This window comes from Tenacibaculum agarivorans (assembly GCF_001936575.1).
Lineage (GTDB): Bacteria > Bacteroidota > Bacteroidia > Flavobacteriales > Flavobacteriaceae > Polaribacter > Polaribacter agarivorans.
Genome location: NZ_MSMP01000017.1, coordinates 81,763 through 103,789 on the forward strand (window position 1 = coordinate 81,763; position 22,027 = coordinate 103,789).

The following is a 22,027-nucleotide window of genomic DNA, read 5'->3' on the forward strand; positions in this document are numbered from 1 at the left end:
TTTAATATTCTTAAAAATGAAATCGTTTTATAGTAAATATCTATTAATTATAGTGGGTTTAATCACGCTTGTGAACTGTAAAAGTCAAGTGCAAAGTGAAAACGTAAAAAAGAAAGAACATAAGCTTGTACTTTTCGATTTTGAAAACATTCAAGAAAAATCACGTGTAAAACCACAAGATGCAACTTTTGAATTTATTGAAGGTGAAAGAAACAACTATATAAAAGTGAATAATGGTTTTACAATTAAAGAACCTGGTGTAAAGTTATTTGCAGAAAAACCTTGGGACTTATCAACATATTTTCAAGTAAAAGCAGATGTTAAGAATATAGGAGATGAAGATATTCAAGTAGAAATGTTTGTTGGAAATGACCCAAGTTTATTGCTACGTTGGTATTGTTCTGATTATATAGATTTAAAACCTGGAGAAGGAAAAACAATAACAGTAGATCTAGCTTGGACCCCATGGATTAATAAACCACAAATTGAATTCAAGGGCATGAATGGTGCACCTGGAAAAATTAAAACAGACTTAACTAAGGTTACAGAAATTACTTTCAATTCACGTTATGCAACCAAACGAAACAATTTTACAGTAGATAATGTTAGAGCTGTAGGAGCATATAAAGAAAAAAGCTCTAAAGATTTCTTTCCTTTTATAGATGAGTTTGGTCAATATAAACATGCAGATTGGAAAGGAAAAATACACTCTAAAGAGGAGTTAATCGAAACTGCAAATAAAGAGTTAGCTGCCTTAGAGGTTAGCAAAGGAGCCCCAAATATTGGAAAGTATGGAGGTTGGACTGCCGGACCGAAACTAAAAGCTACTGGTTTTTTTAGAACTGAAAAATTAGATGGTAAATGGTGGATGGTAGATCCTGAAGGCTATTTATTCTGGACTGCTGGATTAAATTGTGTGTCTTCAGATGCTGTATCAACCGGAATTACTGATAGAGAAAACTACTTCGCAAAATTGCCAACTGAAAATGAAAAGTTAGGTCAGTTTTATGAAGAAACTAAATTTACTCCTAACCATGGATTTTACTTTGATAAAGTACCTTATACTACATATAACTTTTATCAAAGTAATTTATACAGAAAATACGGAGACAATTGGAAGAAAAAATTTCAGGATATAGCACATAAAAGAATTAAAGATTGGGGAATGAATACTATTGGATTCATGTCTGATTTTGGAGCTACTCGACAAGGAAGGACACCGTATGTAGGTTCTATTTGGATTAAAGAAACACCAAAAATAGAAGGATCTACAGGATATTGGGGACCAATGCATGACGTTTTTGATCCTAATTTCAGGAAAGCTGTTAAAGAATCTATATCTGCTCAAAAAGAAGGAGCAAACGATCCTTGGTGTATTGGATATTTTATTGATAATGAATTGTCATGGGGACTTTTAGGTTCTTTATCTGTAGGAACATTAAAAAGTCCTGCGACTCAACCTGCTAAAATCGAGTTTGTAAACGATTTAAAATCGAAATACAAAACTATAGAAGAATTGAATAAAGTTTGGGAAGCAAAGTATACCTCTTGGAACAATATGCTAGAAGTAACTGAAGAACCAAACGAAGAATTAGCAAGAACAGATTTAGTTGGTTTTTATAGAAAAATAGCAGATACTTATTTTAAAATCATACATGAAGAAATTAGAAAAGTAGCTCCTAATCAAAATTATTTAGGTTGTCGTTTTGCTTGGGCAAACAACGATGTGGTTTTATCAACAGCCAGTAAATATTTAGATATTATGAGCTTTAATAAATATGAATATAGTGTAGAAAAAGTTTCACTTCCTAAAGGTGTCGATAAACCAATTATGATTGGAGAGTTTCATTTTGGAGCAAATGATAGAGGAAGTTTTCATATAGGGGTGAAAAAAGCAAAAAACCAGGCAGAAAGAGGTCAGATGTATCAAGATTATATTCAAGGAGCATTAAGAAACCCGTATATAATTGGAGCACATTGGTTTCAATATATAGATGAACCAAATACAGGACGTTTTGATGGTGAAAACTACAATGTAGGATTCATAGATGTTTGTGATAACCCTTTTGAAGAAGTAATAGATAAAGTAAGAGAAACTACTTATTCTATGTATGAGTATCGTAGAGAAAATAATTCAAAAAGTTTTAGTAGCGTTAAGTAAGAAAATTCTATTGAATTTTTGAAGTAAAAGCTGTCCATAAAAAGACAGCTTTTTTTGAATATTCTCTTGAGAAGAGTAAGAGGACTTAACTTAAATAAGTTTATTTTATTTTTCAAATATAAATAATATATTTACATATGAATAATCAAATCAAAATTAGAAGATATACATGAAGAATATTAGTCAAGATGAAAAAGAGAAAATGAGTAGAAAAGGAGTTGTCTCCAATGAAAAAATCGTTTTCGACTTAAGTGGAAACAATTGGCAAATGGAAGGTATAAGACCAGATGAAGGAGTAAAGATTGGTTTTCATGAATTAAACTTTGATATCACTGGAGATTCATTCAACTGGATTTATGCTAAAGTACCTGGAGATGTGTATACTGATTTATGGAGAGCAGGTAGATTAGAAGACCCTCATTATGGTAGGAATAGTTTAAAAGCCAAATGGGTTCCAGAAAATGAATGGTGGTACAAACGCCAGTTTGATGTTCCTAAAGAAATGTTTGAAAAAAGAATTCAATTGGTTTTTGACGGAGTAGATTTTGCTTGTGATGTATGGCTAAATGGTGAATTTTTAGGAACACATGAAGGTATGTTTTCTAAATTTAAATTTGATGTTTCAAAGATCATTCGTTTTGAAAACCTACGATTTGGAACCAATGTGTTAATGGTACGTTTACATCCAGCACCAAGGCGTTATAGTCAAGTTGCTGGAAGGAAACCAGCATGGCATGGAGATTATTGGGTGAGTTTACCACCAACAGGAATTTGGAAACCAGTGTATTTAGAAGCAATGGGAAATGTAACCATTGAAGATACATACGTAAAACCTACGGTTGTTTCAGACAATTCCGCTAAACTAGATGTAGAAATTGAACTAGAAAATCATGAAGAAGAATCGAAGAAAGTAACCTTAAAAGTTGATGTAGAAGGAGAAAATTTTAAATCTAAAGTATATACTGTTTCGAAAGCGGTAACATTAGATAAAGGGACGAATAAAGTTGAGTTAGCTTTAGATATAGATGAAGCAAAACTTTGGTGGCCTTGGGACTTAGGAGATCAGAATTTATATATAGCCAAGGTTACGGTTTTAGAAAGCGAGAGTTTACACGATACTACTGAAACTACTTTTGGAATTAGAGAGATAAAAATGGAACATAACCCCGGATTTACTTTAGATCAAGTAGAAAATCCTTGGACAGTTATGATTAATGGTAAACGTCATTTCATGCGTTCTGGAACTTGGGGTGGACCACCTGATATTTTTATGGGAAGAGCACATAAAAGTAAATACGAAGAGTTAATCAGATTAGCTAAAGAGGCAAACTTTAATAACTTGCGAATTTTCGGTTGGCATCCAGAAGAGATACCATATTTCTATGAACTATGTAATAGAGCAGGTATTACAGTATGGCAAGATGTGCTACCATTAGCAAGTTTATCTTTACCAAAAGATGAAGAGTTTAAAAAAGCTGTTTTTGAAGAAGCTATAGCATCTGTTAAAGAGCAACGCAATCATCCTTGTATTGTGTTACTTGAAGGTTCAGAAGAATTATTTATGACGGCATCTGATCCACAACACAATCTCAATTTTGTTAATGAATTAGGTGAAGCAATTAAACCATATACTTCATTATACTATATTCCATCTTCGCCTTTAAGTGATGAGGTAGGATTAAACTTAGGTTTTAAACCTAATGAAAGTTATCATGCAAATGATTTATTCTACGGAGAAGGAGAATTTGTAATGGAGGATTACTTCCCGAGTTTAGATTATGCAGTTATTCCAGAGCTTGCAATTTCCTCATGTCCAAATGTAGAAAGTATCAAGAAATTTATTCCTGAAGATGAAATTTGGCCGCCGGGACCAAGCTGGGGGCATCACTGGACGGATTTTGATGCATTACGAACGTTAAATTTTGAAGTTTTAGGTGATCAATCGAGAGATGGTTTTGAAAAATTTGTTAAAGCTACTCAAATTGCACAAGGAGTAATTTTTCAATATGCATTAGAACATTTTAGAACAAGGAAACCAAAAACAAGTGCCATTTGTATCTGTCATTATATCACATTTGCGCCAGATATGAAATGGGGAATCGTAGATTACTATCAAGAGAAAAAAATATCTTTTGATTATGTGAAAAAAGCATATCAACCTGTTTTAATTACCATGAAACATTATGATAGACGTTGGTTGCCAGGCGAAGAATTTAAAGGTGAGTTATGGGTAGTAAATGATTATTATAAATCATTTAAAAATTGTAAAGCCACTATTAAGTTCTTAGACGGAAATAAGTCGGTAGTAAAACAAGAATTCTATGATCTTGATGAGATTTCAGGAGATAGCTCAAGTAAATTTATAGATGTTTCCTGTACAGTTCCAGGAGGATTAGGTGATAAGTTTTATGTAGAAATCAATCTATTGGATGCTGAAGGAAATGAACTGTCTGCAAATGACTACATGTTATTGGTAGCAGATAAAAAGAAAGACAAAGAAGAGTTAAGAGCAATTGGTAAAGAAGCTTTTGATATTAAGCAAAAATACGGTTGGGCTAACTACTTTAGATATTACCCTAGTTTAGGTGGTGAGGAAGGATACAAAGAGGCTGATGAAACCATGCCTATTGCTAGAGGTTTTGAATAAACTATAGATCAAGAAACCTTGTAATTAAGGTTTCTTGGTTATTTAGATTTTTTGTAATCCAATAGCTTGGTTGATTGATGAAGAAGCTTTTAAAATTTCTTCAATCATAAAATCGCTAGAGTCTTGTTCTTTTGACACATTGATTAAGCTTGAAATGGCTAAAGCTCCAAAAAGGCCTGTTTTAGGATTTCCAATAGGAACTGAAAGATCAGTAACTCCTAAATTTAAATCACTTTGTTGAAGTATAAAACCGTCAGTTTTAATAGTTGATAATTGTGCTAAAAATTTCTGTTTTTCTTCTTTAGAAAAATCTAAGAAGTGACTGTCTTTTTTGAGAATTTGATCTCTCTTTTTAGCACTTAAGAAAGATAAAATGAGTTTACCTGAAGCGGTTTTTATTAAAGGAAAAAGGCTTCCTTCCTCTATAGATAAAGATACTGGTCCAGGACTCTTAGTTTGTGAGATAACCATAAGCTTATGGTCTTTAATAATACTCAAATGACAAGATTGATTGGTAGCATGAGATAGCTTTTCCATAATGGGTTTAGCTGCATTTAGTAAACCATCAATAGGACTATGACTGTGTGATAATTGAAATAGTTTCAAAGTTAATGAGAACTTTCCCGAAGATGGATCTTTAGCAATGTAACCCCGCTCTTCAAGAGAAACTAACATTCTATAAAATTCATTAGGATTTCTTTCGATTCCTTTGGCTATTTCAACTTGAGATTGAGGTATTGCTTTGTGAGATAAATATTCTAAAATATCTAAACCTTTATCTAAAGCAGGTGCGTTGTACTTACTCATAGGCGATAAAAGTATAAACAAATGTTTTTAAATACAAACGGTATGTTTACCTATAAATAAAATGATGAAAAAAAAACAAATACATTTAAAAGGAATTACATGGAATCATAGTAGAGGTTTTACCTCTGTAGTGGCTACAGCACAAAGATTTCATGAACTAAATCCTTCCATTGAAATAACATGGGAGAAAAGATCACTACAAGCTTTCGCAGATGAACCTATAAATGAATTAGCTAAACGATACGATTTATTAGTTATAGATCATCCTTGGGCAGGTTTTGCGGCTAAAACAGGAACTATTCTTCCTTTAAATAAATATTTACCAGAAGATTTTCTGAAAGGACAAGAAGAAAACTCTGTAGGTAAATCTCATGAAAGTTATAGTTATGATAATGATCAATGGGCATTAGCTATTGATGCGGCTACACCTGTTGCAGCATACAGACCTGATTTATTTGAAAAAATGAATTTGAATGTACCTAAAACTTGGGAAGATTTGGTGAACTTATCTAAAAAAGGAATGGTAGCAATACCTGGAATCCCTCAAGATACTTTAATGAGTTTTTATATGGTATGTTGTACCTTAGGAGAAGATGTTTGTTTGAATAAAGAGGAAGTGATTTCTGAAAAAGTAGGGTTACAAGCATTAGAAATCTTAAGAGAATTAGGAAAAAATATTTCAGAAGAAAGTTATCATATGAATCCTATTCAGGTGTATGAAGCAATGACATTAAGCGATACTTATGCCTATTCTCCTTTTGCCTATGGTTATTCTAATTATTCTAAATCGGGTTACGCAAGAAAACTACTGAAGTTTTGTGATATGGTGAGTATCAAAGGAAATCCGTTAGTTACAACTTTAGGAGGTACAGGTTTAGCAATTTCTTCATCATGCAATCATATAAAAGAAGCAGTAGATTACGCAAGATTTGTTGGTGATCCTGAGACTCAAAAAACATTGTTTTTTAATAATGGAGGTCAACCAGGGCATAGAGAAGCATGGTTAGATACTCGTGTTAATTATAATAGTTTAGATTATTTTAAAGATACGTTACCGGCTTTAGATAGAGCGTTTTTAAGACCTAGATATCATGGGCATATGTATTTTCAAGATAACGCAGGAGCTCCAATACGCGAGTATATGATGAAAGGAGGAGATTCAAAAAATCTTCTGAATAAATTAAACGATTTATATAAAGAGTCGTTATCGTAACTTAAAATCAACAGAAGTTTATGTTGCCTTTACAAGGAATTACCGTTTTAGAATTTTCACAATTTATGGCAGGCCCGTCAGCAGGATTAAAATTAGCTGATCTTGGGGCGCGTGTTATAAAAATTGAACGTCCACAAAAAGGAGAATCGGGTCGTCAGATTGCAATTAAAAACCTATTCATTGAAAACGACAGTTTGGTTTTTCATACAATAAATAGAAACAAGGAGTCGTACACAGCGAATTTAAAAGATCCAGAAGCTTTGGCTAAAGTAAAACAGCTAATAGCCAAGGCAGATATTATGACTCATAATTTTAGACCTGGAATAATGGAAAAAATAGGATTAGACTATGATACCGTGTCTAAAATTAATCCTAGAATAATTTATGGAGAAGTAACGGGGTATGGAAAAAAGGGGCCTTGGTCAAAAAAGCCAGGACAAGATTTATTAATACAGTCGCTTTCAGGTATAAATTTCTTGACAGGAAATGAAAAGCATGCGCCAACTCCAATGGGAATTGCAGCCGTAGATATGTTTACAGGAGCACATTTAGCACAAGGGATTTTGGCAGTATTATATCAAAGTCTGAAAACAAATAAAGGAGCTAAAGTATCTGTAAGCTTATTAGAGTCTGCATTAGATATTCAATTTGAAGTGCTAACTACGTACTTAAATGATACTAAAAGACAACCAAAAAGAGCAAAACAAGGAAATGCTAATGCCTTTTTAGCGGCTCCATATGGAATTTATAAAACTGCTGATAGTTATTTGTCTCTGGCCATGGTTCCATTAGATAAATTGTTTGAAGTGCTACAAGAAAAATTACCTGTAAAATTTCAAAATCAGGAAGATTGGTTTCATAAGAAAGATGAAATTATGGAATATGTAAGCTCCATTTTTATACGTAAAACAACTTCAGAATGGCTATCAGTTTTAGAACCAGAAGATATTTGGTGTTCTGATGTCTACAATTATGAACAACTTTTGAATCATGAGGCATATAAAATATTAGAAATGGATCAAACAGTTGAAACAATAAAAGGCGAGAAAGTTAGAACAACAAGGTGTCCTATACGTATAGATCATCAACAAATTTTCTCAACTAAATCTGCTCCAAAAGTAGGAGAACATACAGCACTTATTAATCAAGAATTTAACTTAAACTAATATGATAAGTAAACCTTTACATGGAGTAGTTGTGTTAGATTTTAGCCAATTCCTTTCAGGACCTTCAGCAAGTTTAAAATTAGCTGATTTAGGAGCTAGAGTGATAAAGATAGAACAGCCAGAAACAGGTGATATCTGTAGATCTTTGTATAACTCAAATATCGTTTTTGATGAAAGTTCTACTATTTTTCATGCTATAAATAGAAATAAGCAGAGTTATCAGATTGATTTAAAAGATGAATCTCAGCGTTATAAAATAGAAGCATTACTAAAAAAAGCAGATGTTGTAATCCATAACTTTAGACCAGGAGTAGCAAAACGACTAGGAATAGATTATGAGAGTGTAAAAAGTTTGCATCCTACAATAGTTTATGGAGAAATTTCAGGTTACGGTAAAGAAGGACCTTGGAAAAATAAACCCGGACAAGATTTGCTATTACAATCACTCTCTGGATTGACTACTCTTAGTGGTAATGACGGAGATGGACCAATTCCAATGGGACTTCCAGTTGTAGATCTTATTTCAGGAGTACATTTAGCACAAGGTATTTTAGCATGTCTATTTAGAAAAGCGAAACATAATATTGGTGGAATTGTAGAGGTAAGTATGTTAGAATCTATCTTAGAGTTTCAGTTTGAATCTATAACTACATATTTCCATGATGGAGGTGCGCCAACACAACGAACAAAAAGTAATAATGCACATCCATATCTTGGAGCTCCTTATGGGGTGTATCAAACAAAAGATGGTCATATGGCATTAGCAATGGGACAAATCCCCGTTTTAGGCAATTTATTAGAATGTCCAAGTTTATTGATGTATGAAACTTTTGAAAGTTGGTATGATCAGCGTGATGAAATAAAAGCAATTTTAGCTACCCACTTACAAACAAAAAATACATCTGAATGGTTGTCAGTATTAGAACCTGCTGATATATGGTGTGCTGATGTTTTAAATTGGAGTAGATTATTCGATACGGAAGCATTTCAAATACTAAATATGATCCAAGAGATTGAACTTTCAGAAGGAAATACGCTAAAAACAACTAGATGTCCGATACAAATTAATGATCAAATACTTACTTCAACTTTAAAAACACCAAAACTTGGAGAACATAATGCAGAAGTAGAAGAAGAGTTAAAAGTAAAGGTTTAGGATTATGGAAGAATTAAAATCACAATTACGAGTAAGAAAAGATAATGGAAAAGCCTATGTAACTCTAAATAGACCTCCTGCAAATAGTTATTTTTTGGAGTATTTACTCTACATAGAAGAAACATTGTTATCTCTAGAAAAAGATAAAACCATAAGCGTTGTGGTTATAAATAGTGCTTCAGAAAAGTTTTTTTGTGCTGGAGCAGATATTAAAATTTTCAGTAACAATTCAAGTGACCAAAATATAGAAATGGTCAAAGCTGCTAGAAAAGTTACGAAAACGATTACTTCTAGCGATAAAATTTATATCGCCTGTATACAAGGTCATATTTTAGGAGGAGGATTAGAGCTTGCTATGGCTTGCGATATAAGATTAGCAAAGGAAGGAAACTATTTAGTGGGATTACCTGAAGTTAAACTCGGACTGATGCCAGGAAATGGAGGTACCCCTAGATTGATTGATTTAATTGGGGCTTCTAAAGCAATGGAGTTGTTAGTAACTGGTGATAGTGTTACGCCTAAAAGAGCATATGAACTAGGTCTTTTTAATCAATTATATACCCATGAAAATTTTGAAGAAAAAGTAAGCGTCTTTGTCAACAACTTGGCTAAAGGACCTAAAAAAGCTATGAAAGCTATTAAAAATTACGTCATACAACATAAAGGAATGACTGCTGAACAAGCTTTACAGTTTGAGACTGAAAGTGTAAATAAGCTATATGGCACTTATGATGCTATTGAAGGATTCAAAGCTTTTATAGAGAAAAGAACTCCTGAATTTGAATAAAAACAACACAAACAAAACATATTGAAATGAGTCAAGAGATAATACATTACAAAGGATATATAAATGGTGAATGGATAAATGAAACAACCAGAGAAATACTAGAAGTTCAAAACCCAGCGAATGATGAAGTATTTGCCACCGTAACTGTAAATACAACAGAAGACGTAAAATATGCTTTAGAAACTTCAGAAAAAGCACAGTTAAGTTGGCAATTATTACCAGCGCAAACAAGAGCAAATTATATTTTTTCTATAGCGGAAAAACTAAAATTAGAAAGAGAACACTTTGCTAAACTATTGGTTTTAGAACAAGGAAAAACTTATATGGAAGCCCTTGGAGAAGTAGATGATACGGTACGTTACCTAACCTATTCTGCTGAAGCCGCTAGAAGAATACAAGGAGCAATTTTTCCATCTGATTTACCCAATGAACATTTAGCAATTCATAAAGTACCTTTTGGAGTTACAGTAGGATTATGTGCATTTAATTACCCATTAGCTTTAATAGGAAGAAAAGTAGGACCAGCATTGGTAACAGGTAATACTATGATTATTAAGCCTCATGAATTAACACCGGTTACAGCTGCTGAGTTCTGTAGACTAGTAGATGATGCTGGATTACCTAAAGGTGTAATCAATTTAATTACAACAAAAGATGTACAAACAGCTTCTTTATTGGTAGAAAGTCCCATTACTAAATTAATTAGTTTAACAGGAAGTACTCGCGCAGGAAGGGCAGTATATAAAGCAGCATCAAATAATATTTCAGGATTGATTTTAGAATTAGGAGGTAAAGCTCCTTTTATTGTTTGTGATGACGCTGACATTGACAAAGCTGTAGAGGCGGCTGTTATTTCTAGATACGCAAATTGCGGTCAGGTTTGTATTTGTAATGAAATAGTAATGGTTGATGAAAAAATAGCTGACGAATTTACAGAGAAACTTATAAAAAGAGTACAGCAGATTAAGGTTGGAAATCCTTTTGATACGAATATGAATATGGGACCGAATGTAAGCAGTTTAGGTTTAGCAAGGGTAGATGAATTAGTAAAACAAGACATAGAAGAAGGAGCAGAATTAATACTAGGAGGAGGAAGACCTTCAGGTGTTTTTTTTGAAAAAGGAAACTGGTATGAACCTACTATTTTAACGAATGTAAAAAATGGTCAAGCAACAACAAAACACGAGTTATTCGCTCCGGTTTTACCTATTATGAAGGTTTCAGGATTTGAAGAAGCTATGTCGTTTACCAATCAAAGAGAAGAAGGATTATCAGCATATTTGTATACTAATGATTATAAAAAGCATAGAAAAGCAATCGCAGAAATGCAAGTAGGAACCATATTTATCAACCATCAAATTGTAGGTTATATTCAAGGGTATCATTCAGGTCATAAAACTTCAGGAATAGGAGGTGAAGATGGAATTTATGGTATTGAAGGATATCTACAGAAAAAAACAATTTATTTAGACTATAATTAGTAGTTTTTAGTCTACTAAAAATTTACATCAAATTTTATATTTATCTAAAACAAGAGGTTGATAAAATAGAGATATGTTAATTTTAAGGTGTAGATTTTTCTTAAAAAGGTTAAAATTAAATAGAAAAAAACTTTACAAAGCAATGAAAGGCCTTACAAAACCTTACTGTTTTCAGCTAGTTTTAGTTTATTGCATTATACAATATAGTGCTCAATTTTTGAGTTACACAAACAAATAATCCAAATAAACAATTCTAAAGTATAGATGTATGTTTAGTAGAAAATTAAAAAATGCAGTAAAATTAACACTACCGTTACTAGTATTACAAGTATTGGTAAGTTGTGGAGGTTCTGATTCAAATGATGCTCCAAAAACAGATAATTCACCTGTAGCGCAAGATGACGTGTTAATAGTGGAAGAAAATAGTAAAGCAGGAACATCTAATCAAGTCAATGTAGCAGATAACGATGAGATTGGAGCAGATGGAGGTGATAGTGATAATTATGAAATTGCTACTCAACCAACAAGCGGAACAGTAAGTGAAGTTAGTGATGGTGTGTTTGAATACGTGCCAAATATGGAATTCTTCGGTACAGATTCATTTACGTATAAAATCATCGATTCAGATGGCGATTCAGATACAGCTAAAGTAACCGTAACCGTAAATAAAGTTGTACCTACTGCAGATGATTTTAATAATATTGATCCAGATTTACCTTCTTTTACTTCTATAAGTAACACAACACCTAGTGATAAAAAATGGGTAAAGTTAGAGTCAATGTCAGATGAGTTTGATGCATGGGATGATACCAAATGGTTTAAATCAACTTGGAATTATGGAGTACCAGTATATATGTCTGCATCTTCTGATAACTCTGGAGTTTCTGATGGGAAATTATGGATCAAAGCTACATTAAATGAAAGTAATCCCGAGAACCGTTGGTTTCAGACTGCTAGAATCCATTCTAAAGCAGAAACAAAATATCCAATGTATACAGAAGCAAGAATAAGAACTGCACATATTTCTGCATACAACACGTATTGGTTGAATAATGGGGATATTGAAAATAGAGATGAGATTGATATTATTGAGAATAATTCAAAACCATCTTGTGGCTGTCAACCAGATTTTCCAAATCAAATGAATGCTCAATATTTTCAAGCAGATGAAAATAAAGTACCTCAAACCATCAGGAATAAAGGAAATTTTTTAAGGTCAAATCTGTCAGATGCAAACCCTTTAAAGAATGTAGGTTGGAATGAAGATTATCATACATATGGTGTGTGGTGGAAAGATTCAAAAAATATACAATTCTATTTAGATGGAGAGCCAGCAGGAAGTGTTGTTGTTGGAGAGCATAATGATGGAAAAACGTATGATAGAGAATTCACTCGAGAGTTAGAAATTATTTTCGATTTATGGACAAGTAATGATGATTGGTTAGGAGGACTTCCTCCAAAAAGTGACTTAGGAGATAACACCATAAATACGATGAAAGTTGATTGGGTTAGAACCTGGAAATTGGAGGATAAATAAAAATTATCTTCTCCTGAAATAATATTTTTAGCACATCATTTTTTTATTTTTTAAAAAGATGATGTGTTTTTTTGTGCAAATTCATAAAAAAAAGCAAAAATTAAATTGAAAAAAACTTTACAAACGTCTTAAAGCCTTAATTACAAGCCTTCTTTATCAATAGATTTTAGTTTATTGCATGTGAATCAAATTAACATATAATCAAAATTAAGTGTCAATAATTGAGAATAATCGTTTTTCGAAGACACTTTTTTTAGAAAATGAAATAACATGACAGCTAAAATTTTGTATAAAGTATTTTTCTTAGTACTACTTACAACATTTTTTTCTTGTAAAGAGAAAAAAGAAAATCAATCAACCGCAAAAAAAATATGGAATTATAAATCTGAAATTATAATCAATAATTTCGAAAATGATTCAATAGATAATTTTGAAAATATAAAATCTAAACACGAATTTGTTACTACAACTGAAGGTAATAAAACCCTAAAAGTTGCTTTTGAAAAAGATAATAAAATTAGTGGGATACTTTTTGAAGCTAAACAACCATGGGAATTAGATAAGAATAAGAAATACTGTTTAGTTTTTGATGCTAAAAGTGAAGGTAATCATTCTTCATTCTTAAATGTAGAAGTTAAAAATGATAAAGGACATACAACAAGAAGATTTGTAAGTATACATCCGAATGAATTCAATTCGTATTATTTCGAGCTAACTACACAGCAAGAAGATATAGATAGTGGATTAAGAGATACACCTAAAGCTTGGGATACTGATGCAATTCCTTTAAAAATAAGTGGCCTGTTAGGGAAAATAGATTTCTCTAAAGTGGCGTCAGTTAAGATTTACTCGAATAGTGGGTATAAAGATAAAACAGTAACACTTGATAATATTCGATTTGTAGAGAGTCCAGAAAGAGATCCAAACTTCTTAAAAGGTATTGTAGATAAATACGGTCAAAATGCTAAAATAGATTTTCCAATTAAAGTAAGTTCTGACGAAGAATTGAAGAAAATTGCTGATACAGAATTAAAGTCATTAGCAGAATACACATTAATGCCAGATAGAAGTCAGTATGGAGGTTGGAAAAATGGACCAAAATTAAAGGCTACAGGGTTTTTTAGAAAAGAAAAAGTAAATGGTAAATGGGCATTAGTAGATCCTGAAGGCTATATTTTCTTCTCAATAGGATTGGCTAATGTTAGAATGGCAAATTCAACTACTTATACTGGAATAGATTACACGGATGAGAAAATTAAACATAGAGATCCTGAAGATGTAACTCCAGAAGATTCTAAAGGTATTGTAGCAGTGCCTAAAGAAATTATGAAAACAGGGCATGTTACCAATAAATTACGAAATGATATGTTTGTAGGCTTACCTGATATTGATGGACCTTTAGCGGATCATTACAGCTATAGAAAAGAGTCTCATTTTGGACCTGTAGAACATGGACAAACGTTTAGCTTTTATAGCGCAAATTTAGAAAGACGTTATGGAGAACAATACCCAAAATCTTACATTGATAAGTGGTTAGAAGTTACAGAAAATAGAATGCGAAACTGGGGATTCACTTCGTTTGGTAACTGGATTGACCCTGCTTTTTATCATAGGAATAAGTTACCATATTTTGCCAACGGATGGATTATTGGTGATTTTCAAAAAGTATATTCTGGTCTAGATTATTGGGGACCAATGCCTGATCCATTTGACCCAGAATTTGAACGTAGAGCTAAAAAATCTATTGCAGTAGTAGCAGAAGAAGTAAAAAATAATCCTTGGTGTATTGGAGTTTTTATCGATAATGAAAGAAGTTGGGGAGCAACTAGCGCAAAAAAATATCATTATGGATTGGTATTGGATGGACTTTCAAAAGATATGACGAGTTATTTGAAAAGACATTCTATGGAAATTCTAAGAAAAAAATATCCGACAATCCAAGCGTTAAATGCAGCATGGAAGACAGATATATCTTCATGGAAAGTATTAGAAAAAGGAATCAATTACAAATCAAAAGAAGAATATTCAGAAGGAATGCTTGCAGATTTATCTGTGTTGTTAGAAGCGTTTGCAACTAAATATTTTCAAGTTATTCATGATGCATTAGCGAAAAAAATGCCAAATCATATGTATTTAGGTTGTCGTTTTGCGGTATGGGGTGTAACTCCAGAAGTAAGAAAATCAGCAGCTAAGTTTGTAGATGTATTTAGTTACAATTATTATAAAGAAGGAATTGGTAAAAAATATTGGCAATTTTTAGAAGAGGTAGACATGCCAACACTTATTGGTGAGTACCACATTGGAGCTCCTGATTCAGGATTATTACATTCTGGTTTAGTGCATGCAACGGATCAAGATGATCGTGCTAGGATGTGGGAAGATTATGCAAATTCTGTTATTGATAACCCATATTTAGTTGGTTGTCACTGGTTCCAATACTTAGATTCTCCACTCACAGGTAGAGCCCATGATGGCGAAAACTACAATGTAGGTTTTGTTTCAGCAACAGATATACCTTATCCACCGATGATCAAGAAAGCTAAGGAAATAAACTCAGGTTTGTACACGAGAAGATTTGGTAGTGCAGATCAATATAAAGAAAATAAATAATGACAATAAAAAAATATTTTTCAATAAAAAAATTAAGCATATTATTTACAATATGCTTAATTTTTTCTGCCAAAGCACAGGAAAACCTGCTAAAGTTACCAGATTATATTGCCCCAAAAGATCGAATAGCTTTTGCACTGTACACCATTCATGAAAATACATTAAAGCTTACCGCTCAATTTTATCCGATAGAGAATGTAGAGCCTTTTGAAGCTAGTTTAGAGGTTTTTATGAATAATGAATGGAAAAAAATAGCCGAAACCAGAATTATATATCCTGGATATACAGCTCCATTTAGAGTAGAAAATTGGAATGATACCAAAGAGGTGAAGTATAGAGTTAATCATAATAATACGGCTTTTTACGAAGGAATTTTAAGGAAAAATCCTGTAGATAAAGAAGAGTTTGTAATGGCAGCATTCACTTGTAATTCTATTTATCCTGGTCATGGAGGCGATATTTCAAGAGAAGATATTGTATCGAATGTAAAAAAGATAAAACCAGATTTATTGTTTTTTTCTGGAGATCAAGTATATGATCATAGTCAACATTATTTGTACTGGCTAAAATTTGGGAAAGATTTTGAAGAAATTATTAGAAATACACCGACGATTACCATTCCAGATGATCACGATATTGGTCAAGGAAATCTTTGGGGACAAGGCGGAAAAAAAGCAAAATCGAGAAGAGGAAAATCTGGCGGGTATTATATGCCAATTTCATACATACAAGAAGTTGAAAGGGCACAAACGAGCCATTTACCAGATCCTTATGATGCAACACCTATAGAAAGAGGTATTGGTGTTTATTATACTGATTTAAAATGGGGAGGTATGAGTTTTGCTATTTTAGAGGATAGAAAATTTAAATCGGGAATTGATGTATTAGCTGAAAAAATTACAGATGTTTTTCCGAATGGTTCTTATGAAGCTATTTTTAATCCCAATGTAGATACAAAAAGAATGGATATTGAGGGATTAAAATTATTAGGTGATAGACAGCTAAAGTTCTTAGAAGATTGGACTACAGATTGGGAAGATGCCAGTATGAAAACAGTATTATCTCAAACCATTTTTTCACAAGTAAATAACTACTCTGGAAAGCATGATAGAGAATTACTAGCAGATTTCGATACAAATGCCTGGCCTCAAACAGGAAGAGATAAGGCACTATCTGTGATTCGAAAAAGTTTTTCTGTAATGGTAGCAGGAGATCAACATCTAGGTAGTGTTGTAAAGCATGGAATTGATGATTTTGGTGATGCTGGTTATTCGTTTTGTACACCCGCAATAGCCAATTTTTGGTTACGTTGGTGGGATCCTAAAAAGCCAGGACTAAATCAAGAAAAAAACAGTCCTAAATATACTGGTGATTTTTTAGATGGCTTTCAAAATAAAATGACGGTAAAAGCTGTAGGCAACCCAACACTACCTCAAATAAAAGAAGGAGGTAAATTATCTACAAGAGCAGCAGGATATGGAATTGTACGTTACAATAAAAAAACAAGAGACATTACCTTCGATTGTTGGGGGAGAAATGTGAATATTACAGATCCAAAGAGCAAGCAATATCCTGGGTGGCCGATTACAATCAACCAAAAAGACAATTTTACCATTAAAAAAGGATATGAACTTCCTAAGCTAAAGATTTCTAAACCTAATCAAGTAGTTACAGTTCGAAATGCTACTAACGGTGAACTGATATCATCGCTAAGAATTAATGGTACAAAATATCAAGCTAAAGTTTTACAAGAAGGAAGCTATACTATTTCTGTTGGAGAGGGGACGAATATAGTTGAACTTAAAAATGTTACCGCTAAAAAAAGGAATAGAAAGGTGAAAGAAGTTTACATAAAATAAAATTTTGAATAACAATTATAAATGAGAAACATATATTTAGCAATATTACTTTTAATTGTTTTAAACTCTTACGCTCAAAAAAAACAACCAAATATAATCCTTATTGTATCTGATGATGCAGGTTATGCTGATTTTGGTTTTCAAGGTAGCAAAGCTTTTAAAACACCACATTTAGATAAACTAGCTGACCAAGGAATGAAATTCACACAAGCTTATGTAACCGCCGCTGTTTGTGGACCATCGAGAGCCGGGCTTCTTACAGGTAAATACCAACAAAAATTTGGTTATGAAGAAAATAATGTACCAGGTTATATGGGGAATTCCGCATTAAAAGGAGATGAAATGGGGTTGCCGTTAGAACAAGTAACTATGGGGGATTACATGAAAAATTTAGGGTATAAAACTGCTATCATAGGAAAATGGCATTTAGGTAATGCTGATCAGTACCATCCAACCAAAAGAGGATTTGACTTTTTTTATGGTTTTAGAGGAGGGGCAAGATCTTACTATGAGTTTAATGAGAGCAATCCAAATTATAGACAGGAAGATTATTTAGAACTTGGATTTAGAAACTTTAAAGAGGACTCCGTATACTTAACAGATGCTCTTGCAAACAAAACAGTAAAATTTATAGATGAAAATCATAAACAACCATTTTTTGTAGTTCTAGCATTCAATGCTGTTCATACCCCAATGGAAGCTGATAGAAAAGATTTGAAAGAGTTTCCAAATTTAAAAGGAAAGCGTAAAACTTTAGCAGCAATGACATTATCTATGGACAGAGCTTGCGGAAGGATTTTTAAAAAAATTGAAGAATTAAACATTAATGATAATACAATAATAGTATTTATGAATGATAATGGAGGTCCATCAGATACTAATGGATCGCTTAATCACCCTTTAAGTGGAACTAAAGCAAACCATTTGGAAGGAGGAATACGTATACCTTTTGTAATGCGTTGGGATAAAAAAATTCCTTATAAATCGGTATACAATTATCCGGTAAGTACTATGGATTTATTACCTACTTTTTATTCAATGGGAGGAGGAAATGTCAAGGATTTAAAAGATGTTGATGGTGTAAATTTAATACCATTTATTAAAGATAATAGGTTAGATAGACCACATCAAAAGTTGTTTTGGAAAAAAGAAAATAGAGGAGTTATTAGAGATGGAGATTGGAAATTATTACGTTACCCAGATCGTCCTGCTGAGCTATATAATTTAAAAGAAGATATTTCAGAAGTAAATGATTTAGCTGCTAAATACCCTGAAAAAGTAAGAAAAATGTATAAAGAATTATTTAAATGGGAGCTTACTTTAAAAAGACCTTTATGGCAATTAAAAAGAGAGTATGAGGGTAAAGCAATGGAGCGTATGGATTCTTTTAGAAAGAAAAAATAAAAAATGAAGAACAAGTTATTTTTATTAACTTTAATATTAGCACTTTCATTTAAAAGTGTATTAAGTCAGCAAACTCAAACTCCTATTTTTTCAGAAGTAACCCAAAAAGTAGGATTAATAACTGAATACAATTGGAAATATGGAGGTCCTACTATCGCAGATTTAAATCAAGATGGGAAGTATGATCTTTTATTAGGAAATCATGACAATACACCCGTACAATTATTCTGGGGAGGTAAAGAAAATGTATTTACAGAGCAAAAAAATATCTTTCCTAGAGCAGATTTACACGGCATGTCAGCAGGTGACTATGATAAAGACGGTGATTTAGATATAGTATTATCCTTAGGTGGAGGTAATGGTTTAACTCCGCAGCCCCAGCGCTTATTACGTAATGATAATGGTACTTTTAAGGATGTAACTGAGGAAGCAGGGTTATCAAAAATGGGAGCTAGAGGACGTTCTGTTCGTTGGATTGATCTTGATAATGATGGAGATTTAGATTTCTTACAAATCAATGCAGCACAAATGGTTCATGAAGATATTCCAAGAAATATTTTGTTTGAAAATAAAGGAGACGGAACTTTTGCGTATAAGCCTAGTCCTATTTTTGAAGCTATCGATGCTGAACGATTACTAATCACTGATTTTAATAATGATGATCAATTAGACATTATTACCTTTTCACCATATTCACCTATAGAATTTTGGGCAGGTAATAATGACTTTACATTCACAAATAAAAGTGACACATGGTTACCCAAAGAACTACAAAAGACAAATAGTGTAATGACAGTTGCTGAATTTGATTTTGATAATGATGGTAATTTAGATTATTATTTAGCCAGAGGAAAATCTACGTATCAAATGGCAAACAATGCTGTAAATTTTGATGAAAATAAAAAGCGATTAGACTTTCGAGATGAAGGAAATAAAAGTCATGATAGAATTACATTTTTTGCATCAGGAGATATTAATTTATTAGAATTTTTCCGATTTCCAAGAGGACCTAAAAAGCCTTTAATTCCACTTTTTATTGGTCGAAATAAAATAGAATACAAAATGCCTGTAGAGGTTCAAACTGTAACTCAAGAAGAAGCAAAAGGTTTCCCTAAAGAACTTGATAAAAGTGGCTGGTATTTGGGGTATAAGGGTAATGGAGAGTGGAGATTAGAATGGTTATTAAAAACAAATTTGGCCTGGGGGATACGAGGTTCTATAACAGGGGTTAATAAGATAAAAACGGATTGGGAACGTCAAAATTTAGGAGTAGAAGATATTTTACTAAAAAATCAAGGAGATCATTTTGTTAATGCTACAGAGCTATTACCAAAAGAGAGTGGCGATAATAATCCAGGAATTATTCCAGGAGATTTCAATAATGATGGATTTACAGATCTATTTATATACCGTTATGGTAAATTAAAACAAAGAGAACCAGACGTGTTATTAACTAATCATAATGGACAGTCTTTTAAAGCTGCATTAAATCATGGAGCAACACCAAAAGAGTTAAGAGATTTTCATGGAGATATGGGAGCTGCTTTTGATTATAATCTTGATGGTCGTTTAGATATTTTAAGTGGAGATGAAGATAATGGAAGTTGGCATTTGTATGAAAATAAAATAGAAAATATCAATAATTATATTCTAATTACTGTGGGTAATACTAAAGACAATATAGATGCATATGGAGCTAAAGTTACAGTTATTACCAAGTATGGAAAACAACATAAATTAATAGGGTCAGGGAGTGCTTCTCATGCACAGTCATTTTTAAATACGGTACATTTTGGCCTTGGGAAAACCCAAAAGATTGAAGAAATTAAAATTCAATGGAGAAACGGGGGTACCAAAACATTTAAAAATGTAAAAGTAAATCAGAACTTAAAAGTATTCGAATAATAGAATTAAATCCCTTTTAAAGAAATTAAAATGTAATGTAAATCGCTGTTTTTAAAATAATTTAACTTAAATGTTAAGTTTTTATCAAGTGTGTAAAGTGAAGTTTTCTTATGGTATAAATGTATATTTGATACTTTTCGAAAGTAAAGTTTATGTAATATGAAATTTAAAAGCCTTTTTTTAATAATAATCGTAATTTTATTTGTTGGGTGCTCTTCAGATAATGCTGAATCTGTAAAAACTGATTCAGATGAGCAAACAGATGATAATACCAATGGAAATGGAGGAGATTCAGGAACAGATGGGGGAAATACAGCGGAAACTTGGATGACAATACCTGTACCAGCAGATCCAGGTAGTGGAATGACATGGGAATTTCAAGAGGATATTTCTGATGATTTTGAATATGAATTTGCAGGACAATCAAGTTTAACAGAGTTTGGAAATGGTAAGTGGACTAATTTTTACCATAACTTGTGGGAAGGACCCGGATCTACAATTTGGAAACATGAAAATGTAACCGTATCTGGAGGTAATTTACGTTTAATTACAACAAGAGAGCCTGGAGAAATGAAAACATATATGGTAGGATCTGATACATTTACAGACAAAGCTACTCGTTTAGGTTGCATTACTTCTACAAAAAGAGTGCAGTATCCGGTTTATGTAGAAACTAAGGTGAAAGTGGCAAATGCATTTTTTGCATCTGATATATGGATGTTAAGTCCAGATGATACTCAAGAGATTGATATTTTAGAAGCTTACGGAGCGCAAAACCCAAGAAATGAGCAAGCGTGGTTTAGTGAAAGATTTCATATTAGTCATCATGTTTTTATCAGAAATCCGTTTCAAGATTACCAACCTAAAGATGCAAGTACTTGGCAAAAAATTGACGGATATCCATTTACATCAAGTGACTGGGTGCGTATAGGTGTGTATTGGAAATCACCAACCTATCTTGAGTATTATATCAATGGAAATTTAGTGAAAGTTATGGATGATTTAGATACTGTAGGAGGTAAAGATGGTATAGATCCTTTAGGGTATACATCTCCAACACAAACTGCAGACAACACTAGAACAGGATTGAATAAGGAAATGGATATTATTATCAATGCGGAAGTTCAGAATTGGAATTCAGCAAAAGGTAGGTTTCCAACGGATGATGAGATCGCTAATGCTCCAGAAGACCATGTGTTAAAAGTAGACTGGATTAGAATTTTTAAACCAGTACATCAATAAAAAATGCGATAACGTGAATCAAGAATCTAATTTTCTCATATAAGTAATCCCC

At 32.5% G+C, this 22,027-nt stretch carries 14 protein-coding genes; 13 read left to right on the forward strand and 1 reads right to left on the reverse strand.

Annotated features, from left to right (window positions below; genetic code table 11):
• The first annotated feature begins 16 nt into the window (after nucleotides 1-16).
• Together BVC87_RS13905 and BVC87_RS13910 are read left to right on the forward strand one after the other, a co-directional pair.
• Nucleotides 17-2,161 carry a beta-galactosidase gene (locus BVC87_RS13905; protein ID WP_075342997.1) on the forward strand — a complete coding sequence of 715 codons (2,145 nt, stop codon included), beginning with the start codon at nucleotides 17-19 and terminating at the stop codon, nucleotides 2,159-2,161.
• A 169-nt stretch (nucleotides 2,162-2,330) separates the two neighbouring features.
• The gene (locus BVC87_RS13910; RefSeq protein WP_075342998.1) at nucleotides 2,331-4,808 is read left to right on the forward strand and encodes a glycoside hydrolase family 2 protein; all 2,478 of its coding nucleotides are present in this window, start codon (nucleotides 2,331-2,333) and stop codon (nucleotides 4,806-4,808) included.
• Nucleotides 4,809-4,850: 42 nt separating this feature from the next.
• Here the strand turns inward: BVC87_RS13910 and BVC87_RS13915 are convergent, their stop codons facing one another.
• A complete protein-coding gene (locus BVC87_RS13915; RefSeq protein ID WP_075342999.1) occupies nucleotides 4,851-5,615 on the reverse strand; it encodes an IclR family transcriptional regulator in 765 nt (254 codons plus the stop codon).
• A gap of 61 nt (nucleotides 5,616-5,676) precedes the next feature.
• Here BVC87_RS13915 and BVC87_RS13920 point away from each other — a divergent pair, with 61 nt between their 5' ends.
• The 11 genes from BVC87_RS13920 to BVC87_RS13970 all read left to right on the forward strand — a co-directional run bounded on the left by BVC87_RS13920 (nucleotide 5,677) and on the right by BVC87_RS13970 (nucleotide 21,975).
• A complete protein-coding gene (locus tag BVC87_RS13920; protein ID WP_234974670.1) occupies nucleotides 5,677-6,828 on the forward strand; it encodes an extracellular solute-binding protein in 1,152 nt (383 codons plus the stop codon).
• A gap of 20 nt (nucleotides 6,829-6,848) precedes the next feature.
• Nucleotides 6,849-7,994 (forward strand): CaiB/BaiF CoA transferase family protein, encoded by a 1,146-nt coding sequence (locus BVC87_RS13925; RefSeq protein ID WP_075343001.1) that lies wholly within the window; start codon nucleotides 6,849-6,851, stop codon nucleotides 7,992-7,994.
• A gap of 1 nt (nucleotide 7,995) precedes the next feature.
• On the forward strand, nucleotides 7,996-9,150 hold the full coding sequence (locus tag BVC87_RS13930) for a CaiB/BaiF CoA transferase family protein (protein WP_075343002.1): 1,155 nt from the start codon (nucleotides 7,996-7,998) through the stop codon (nucleotides 9,148-9,150).
• A gap of 4 nt (nucleotides 9,151-9,154) precedes the next feature.
• Nucleotides 9,155-9,937, forward strand: a complete 783-nt coding sequence (locus BVC87_RS13935) for an enoyl-CoA hydratase/isomerase family protein (RefSeq protein ID WP_075343003.1) — start codon at nucleotides 9,155-9,157, stop codon at nucleotides 9,935-9,937.
• Nucleotides 9,938-9,963: 26 nt separating this feature from the next.
• On the forward strand, nucleotides 9,964-11,418 hold the full coding sequence (locus tag BVC87_RS13940) for an aldehyde dehydrogenase family protein (protein WP_075343004.1): 1,455 nt from the start codon (nucleotides 9,964-9,966) through the stop codon (nucleotides 11,416-11,418).
• Between the two features lie 268 nt (nucleotides 11,419-11,686).
• Entirely contained in the window at nucleotides 11,687-12,955 is a 1,269-nt protein-coding gene (locus tag BVC87_RS13945) for an Ig-like domain-containing protein (RefSeq protein ID WP_075343005.1), read from the forward strand.
• Between the two features lie 270 nt (nucleotides 12,956-13,225).
• Nucleotides 13,226-15,565 (forward strand): beta-galactosidase, encoded by a 2,340-nt coding sequence (locus BVC87_RS13950; protein WP_083629480.1) that lies wholly within the window; start codon nucleotides 13,226-13,228, stop codon nucleotides 15,563-15,565.
• Nucleotides 15,565-17,424 (forward strand): alkaline phosphatase D family protein, encoded by a 1,860-nt coding sequence (locus BVC87_RS13955; RefSeq protein ID WP_083629482.1) that lies wholly within the window; start codon nucleotides 15,565-15,567, stop codon nucleotides 17,422-17,424. The genes BVC87_RS13950 and BVC87_RS13955 overlap by 1 nt, the downstream gene beginning before the upstream one ends.
• Nucleotides 17,425-17,445: 21 nt before the next feature.
• Complete coding sequence (locus BVC87_RS13960) at nucleotides 17,446-18,828, forward strand: sulfatase (RefSeq protein ID WP_075343006.1); 1,383 nt, start codon at nucleotides 17,446-17,448, stop codon at nucleotides 18,826-18,828.
• Nucleotides 18,829-18,831: 3 nt separating this feature from the next.
• On the forward strand, nucleotides 18,832-20,733 hold the full coding sequence (locus BVC87_RS13965; RefSeq protein ID WP_075343007.1) for a CRTAC1 family protein: 1,902 nt from the start codon (nucleotides 18,832-18,834) through the stop codon (nucleotides 20,731-20,733).
• Nucleotides 20,734-20,892: 159 nt separating this feature from the next.
• Nucleotides 20,893-21,975, forward strand: coding sequence for a LamG domain-containing protein (locus BVC87_RS13970; RefSeq protein ID WP_075343008.1), 1,083 nt, complete (start codon nucleotides 20,893-20,895; stop codon nucleotides 21,973-21,975).
• Nucleotides 21,976-22,027 lie beyond the last annotated feature (52 nt).

What these genes read in the sequence shown, in the direction of transcription:
- BVC87_RS13905 (WP_075342997.1), top strand. Translation starts at nt 17, where the DNA reads ATGAAATCGTTTTATAGTAAATATCTATTAATTATAGTGGGTTTAATC.
- BVC87_RS13910 (WP_075342998.1), top strand. Translation starts at nt 2,331, where the DNA reads ATGAAGAATATTAGTCAAGATGAAAAAGAGAAAATGAGTAGAAAAGGA.
- BVC87_RS13915 (WP_075342999.1), bottom strand. Translation starts at nt 5,615, where the DNA reads ATGAGTAAGTACAACGCACCTGCTTTAGATAAAGGTTTAGATATTTTA.
- BVC87_RS13920 (WP_234974670.1), top strand. Translation starts at nt 5,677, where the DNA reads ATGATGAAAAAAAAACAAATACATTTAAAAGGAATTACATGGAATCAT.
- BVC87_RS13925 (WP_075343001.1), top strand. Translation starts at nt 6,849, where the DNA reads ATGTTGCCTTTACAAGGAATTACCGTTTTAGAATTTTCACAATTTATG.
- BVC87_RS13930 (WP_075343002.1), top strand. Translation starts at nt 7,996, where the DNA reads ATGATAAGTAAACCTTTACATGGAGTAGTTGTGTTAGATTTTAGCCAA.
- BVC87_RS13935 (WP_075343003.1), top strand. Translation starts at nt 9,155, where the DNA reads ATGGAAGAATTAAAATCACAATTACGAGTAAGAAAAGATAATGGAAAA.
- BVC87_RS13940 (WP_075343004.1), top strand. Translation starts at nt 9,964, where the DNA reads ATGAGTCAAGAGATAATACATTACAAAGGATATATAAATGGTGAATGG.
- BVC87_RS13945 (WP_075343005.1), top strand. Translation starts at nt 11,687, where the DNA reads ATGTTTAGTAGAAAATTAAAAAATGCAGTAAAATTAACACTACCGTTA.
- BVC87_RS13950 (WP_083629480.1), top strand. Translation starts at nt 13,226, where the DNA reads ATGACAGCTAAAATTTTGTATAAAGTATTTTTCTTAGTACTACTTACA.
- BVC87_RS13955 (WP_083629482.1), top strand. Translation starts at nt 15,565, where the DNA reads ATGACAATAAAAAAATATTTTTCAATAAAAAAATTAAGCATATTATTT.
- BVC87_RS13960 (WP_075343006.1), top strand. Translation starts at nt 17,446, where the DNA reads ATGAGAAACATATATTTAGCAATATTACTTTTAATTGTTTTAAACTCT.
- BVC87_RS13965 (WP_075343007.1), top strand. Translation starts at nt 18,832, where the DNA reads ATGAAGAACAAGTTATTTTTATTAACTTTAATATTAGCACTTTCATTT.
- BVC87_RS13970 (WP_075343008.1), top strand. Translation starts at nt 20,893, where the DNA reads ATGAAATTTAAAAGCCTTTTTTTAATAATAATCGTAATTTTATTTGTT.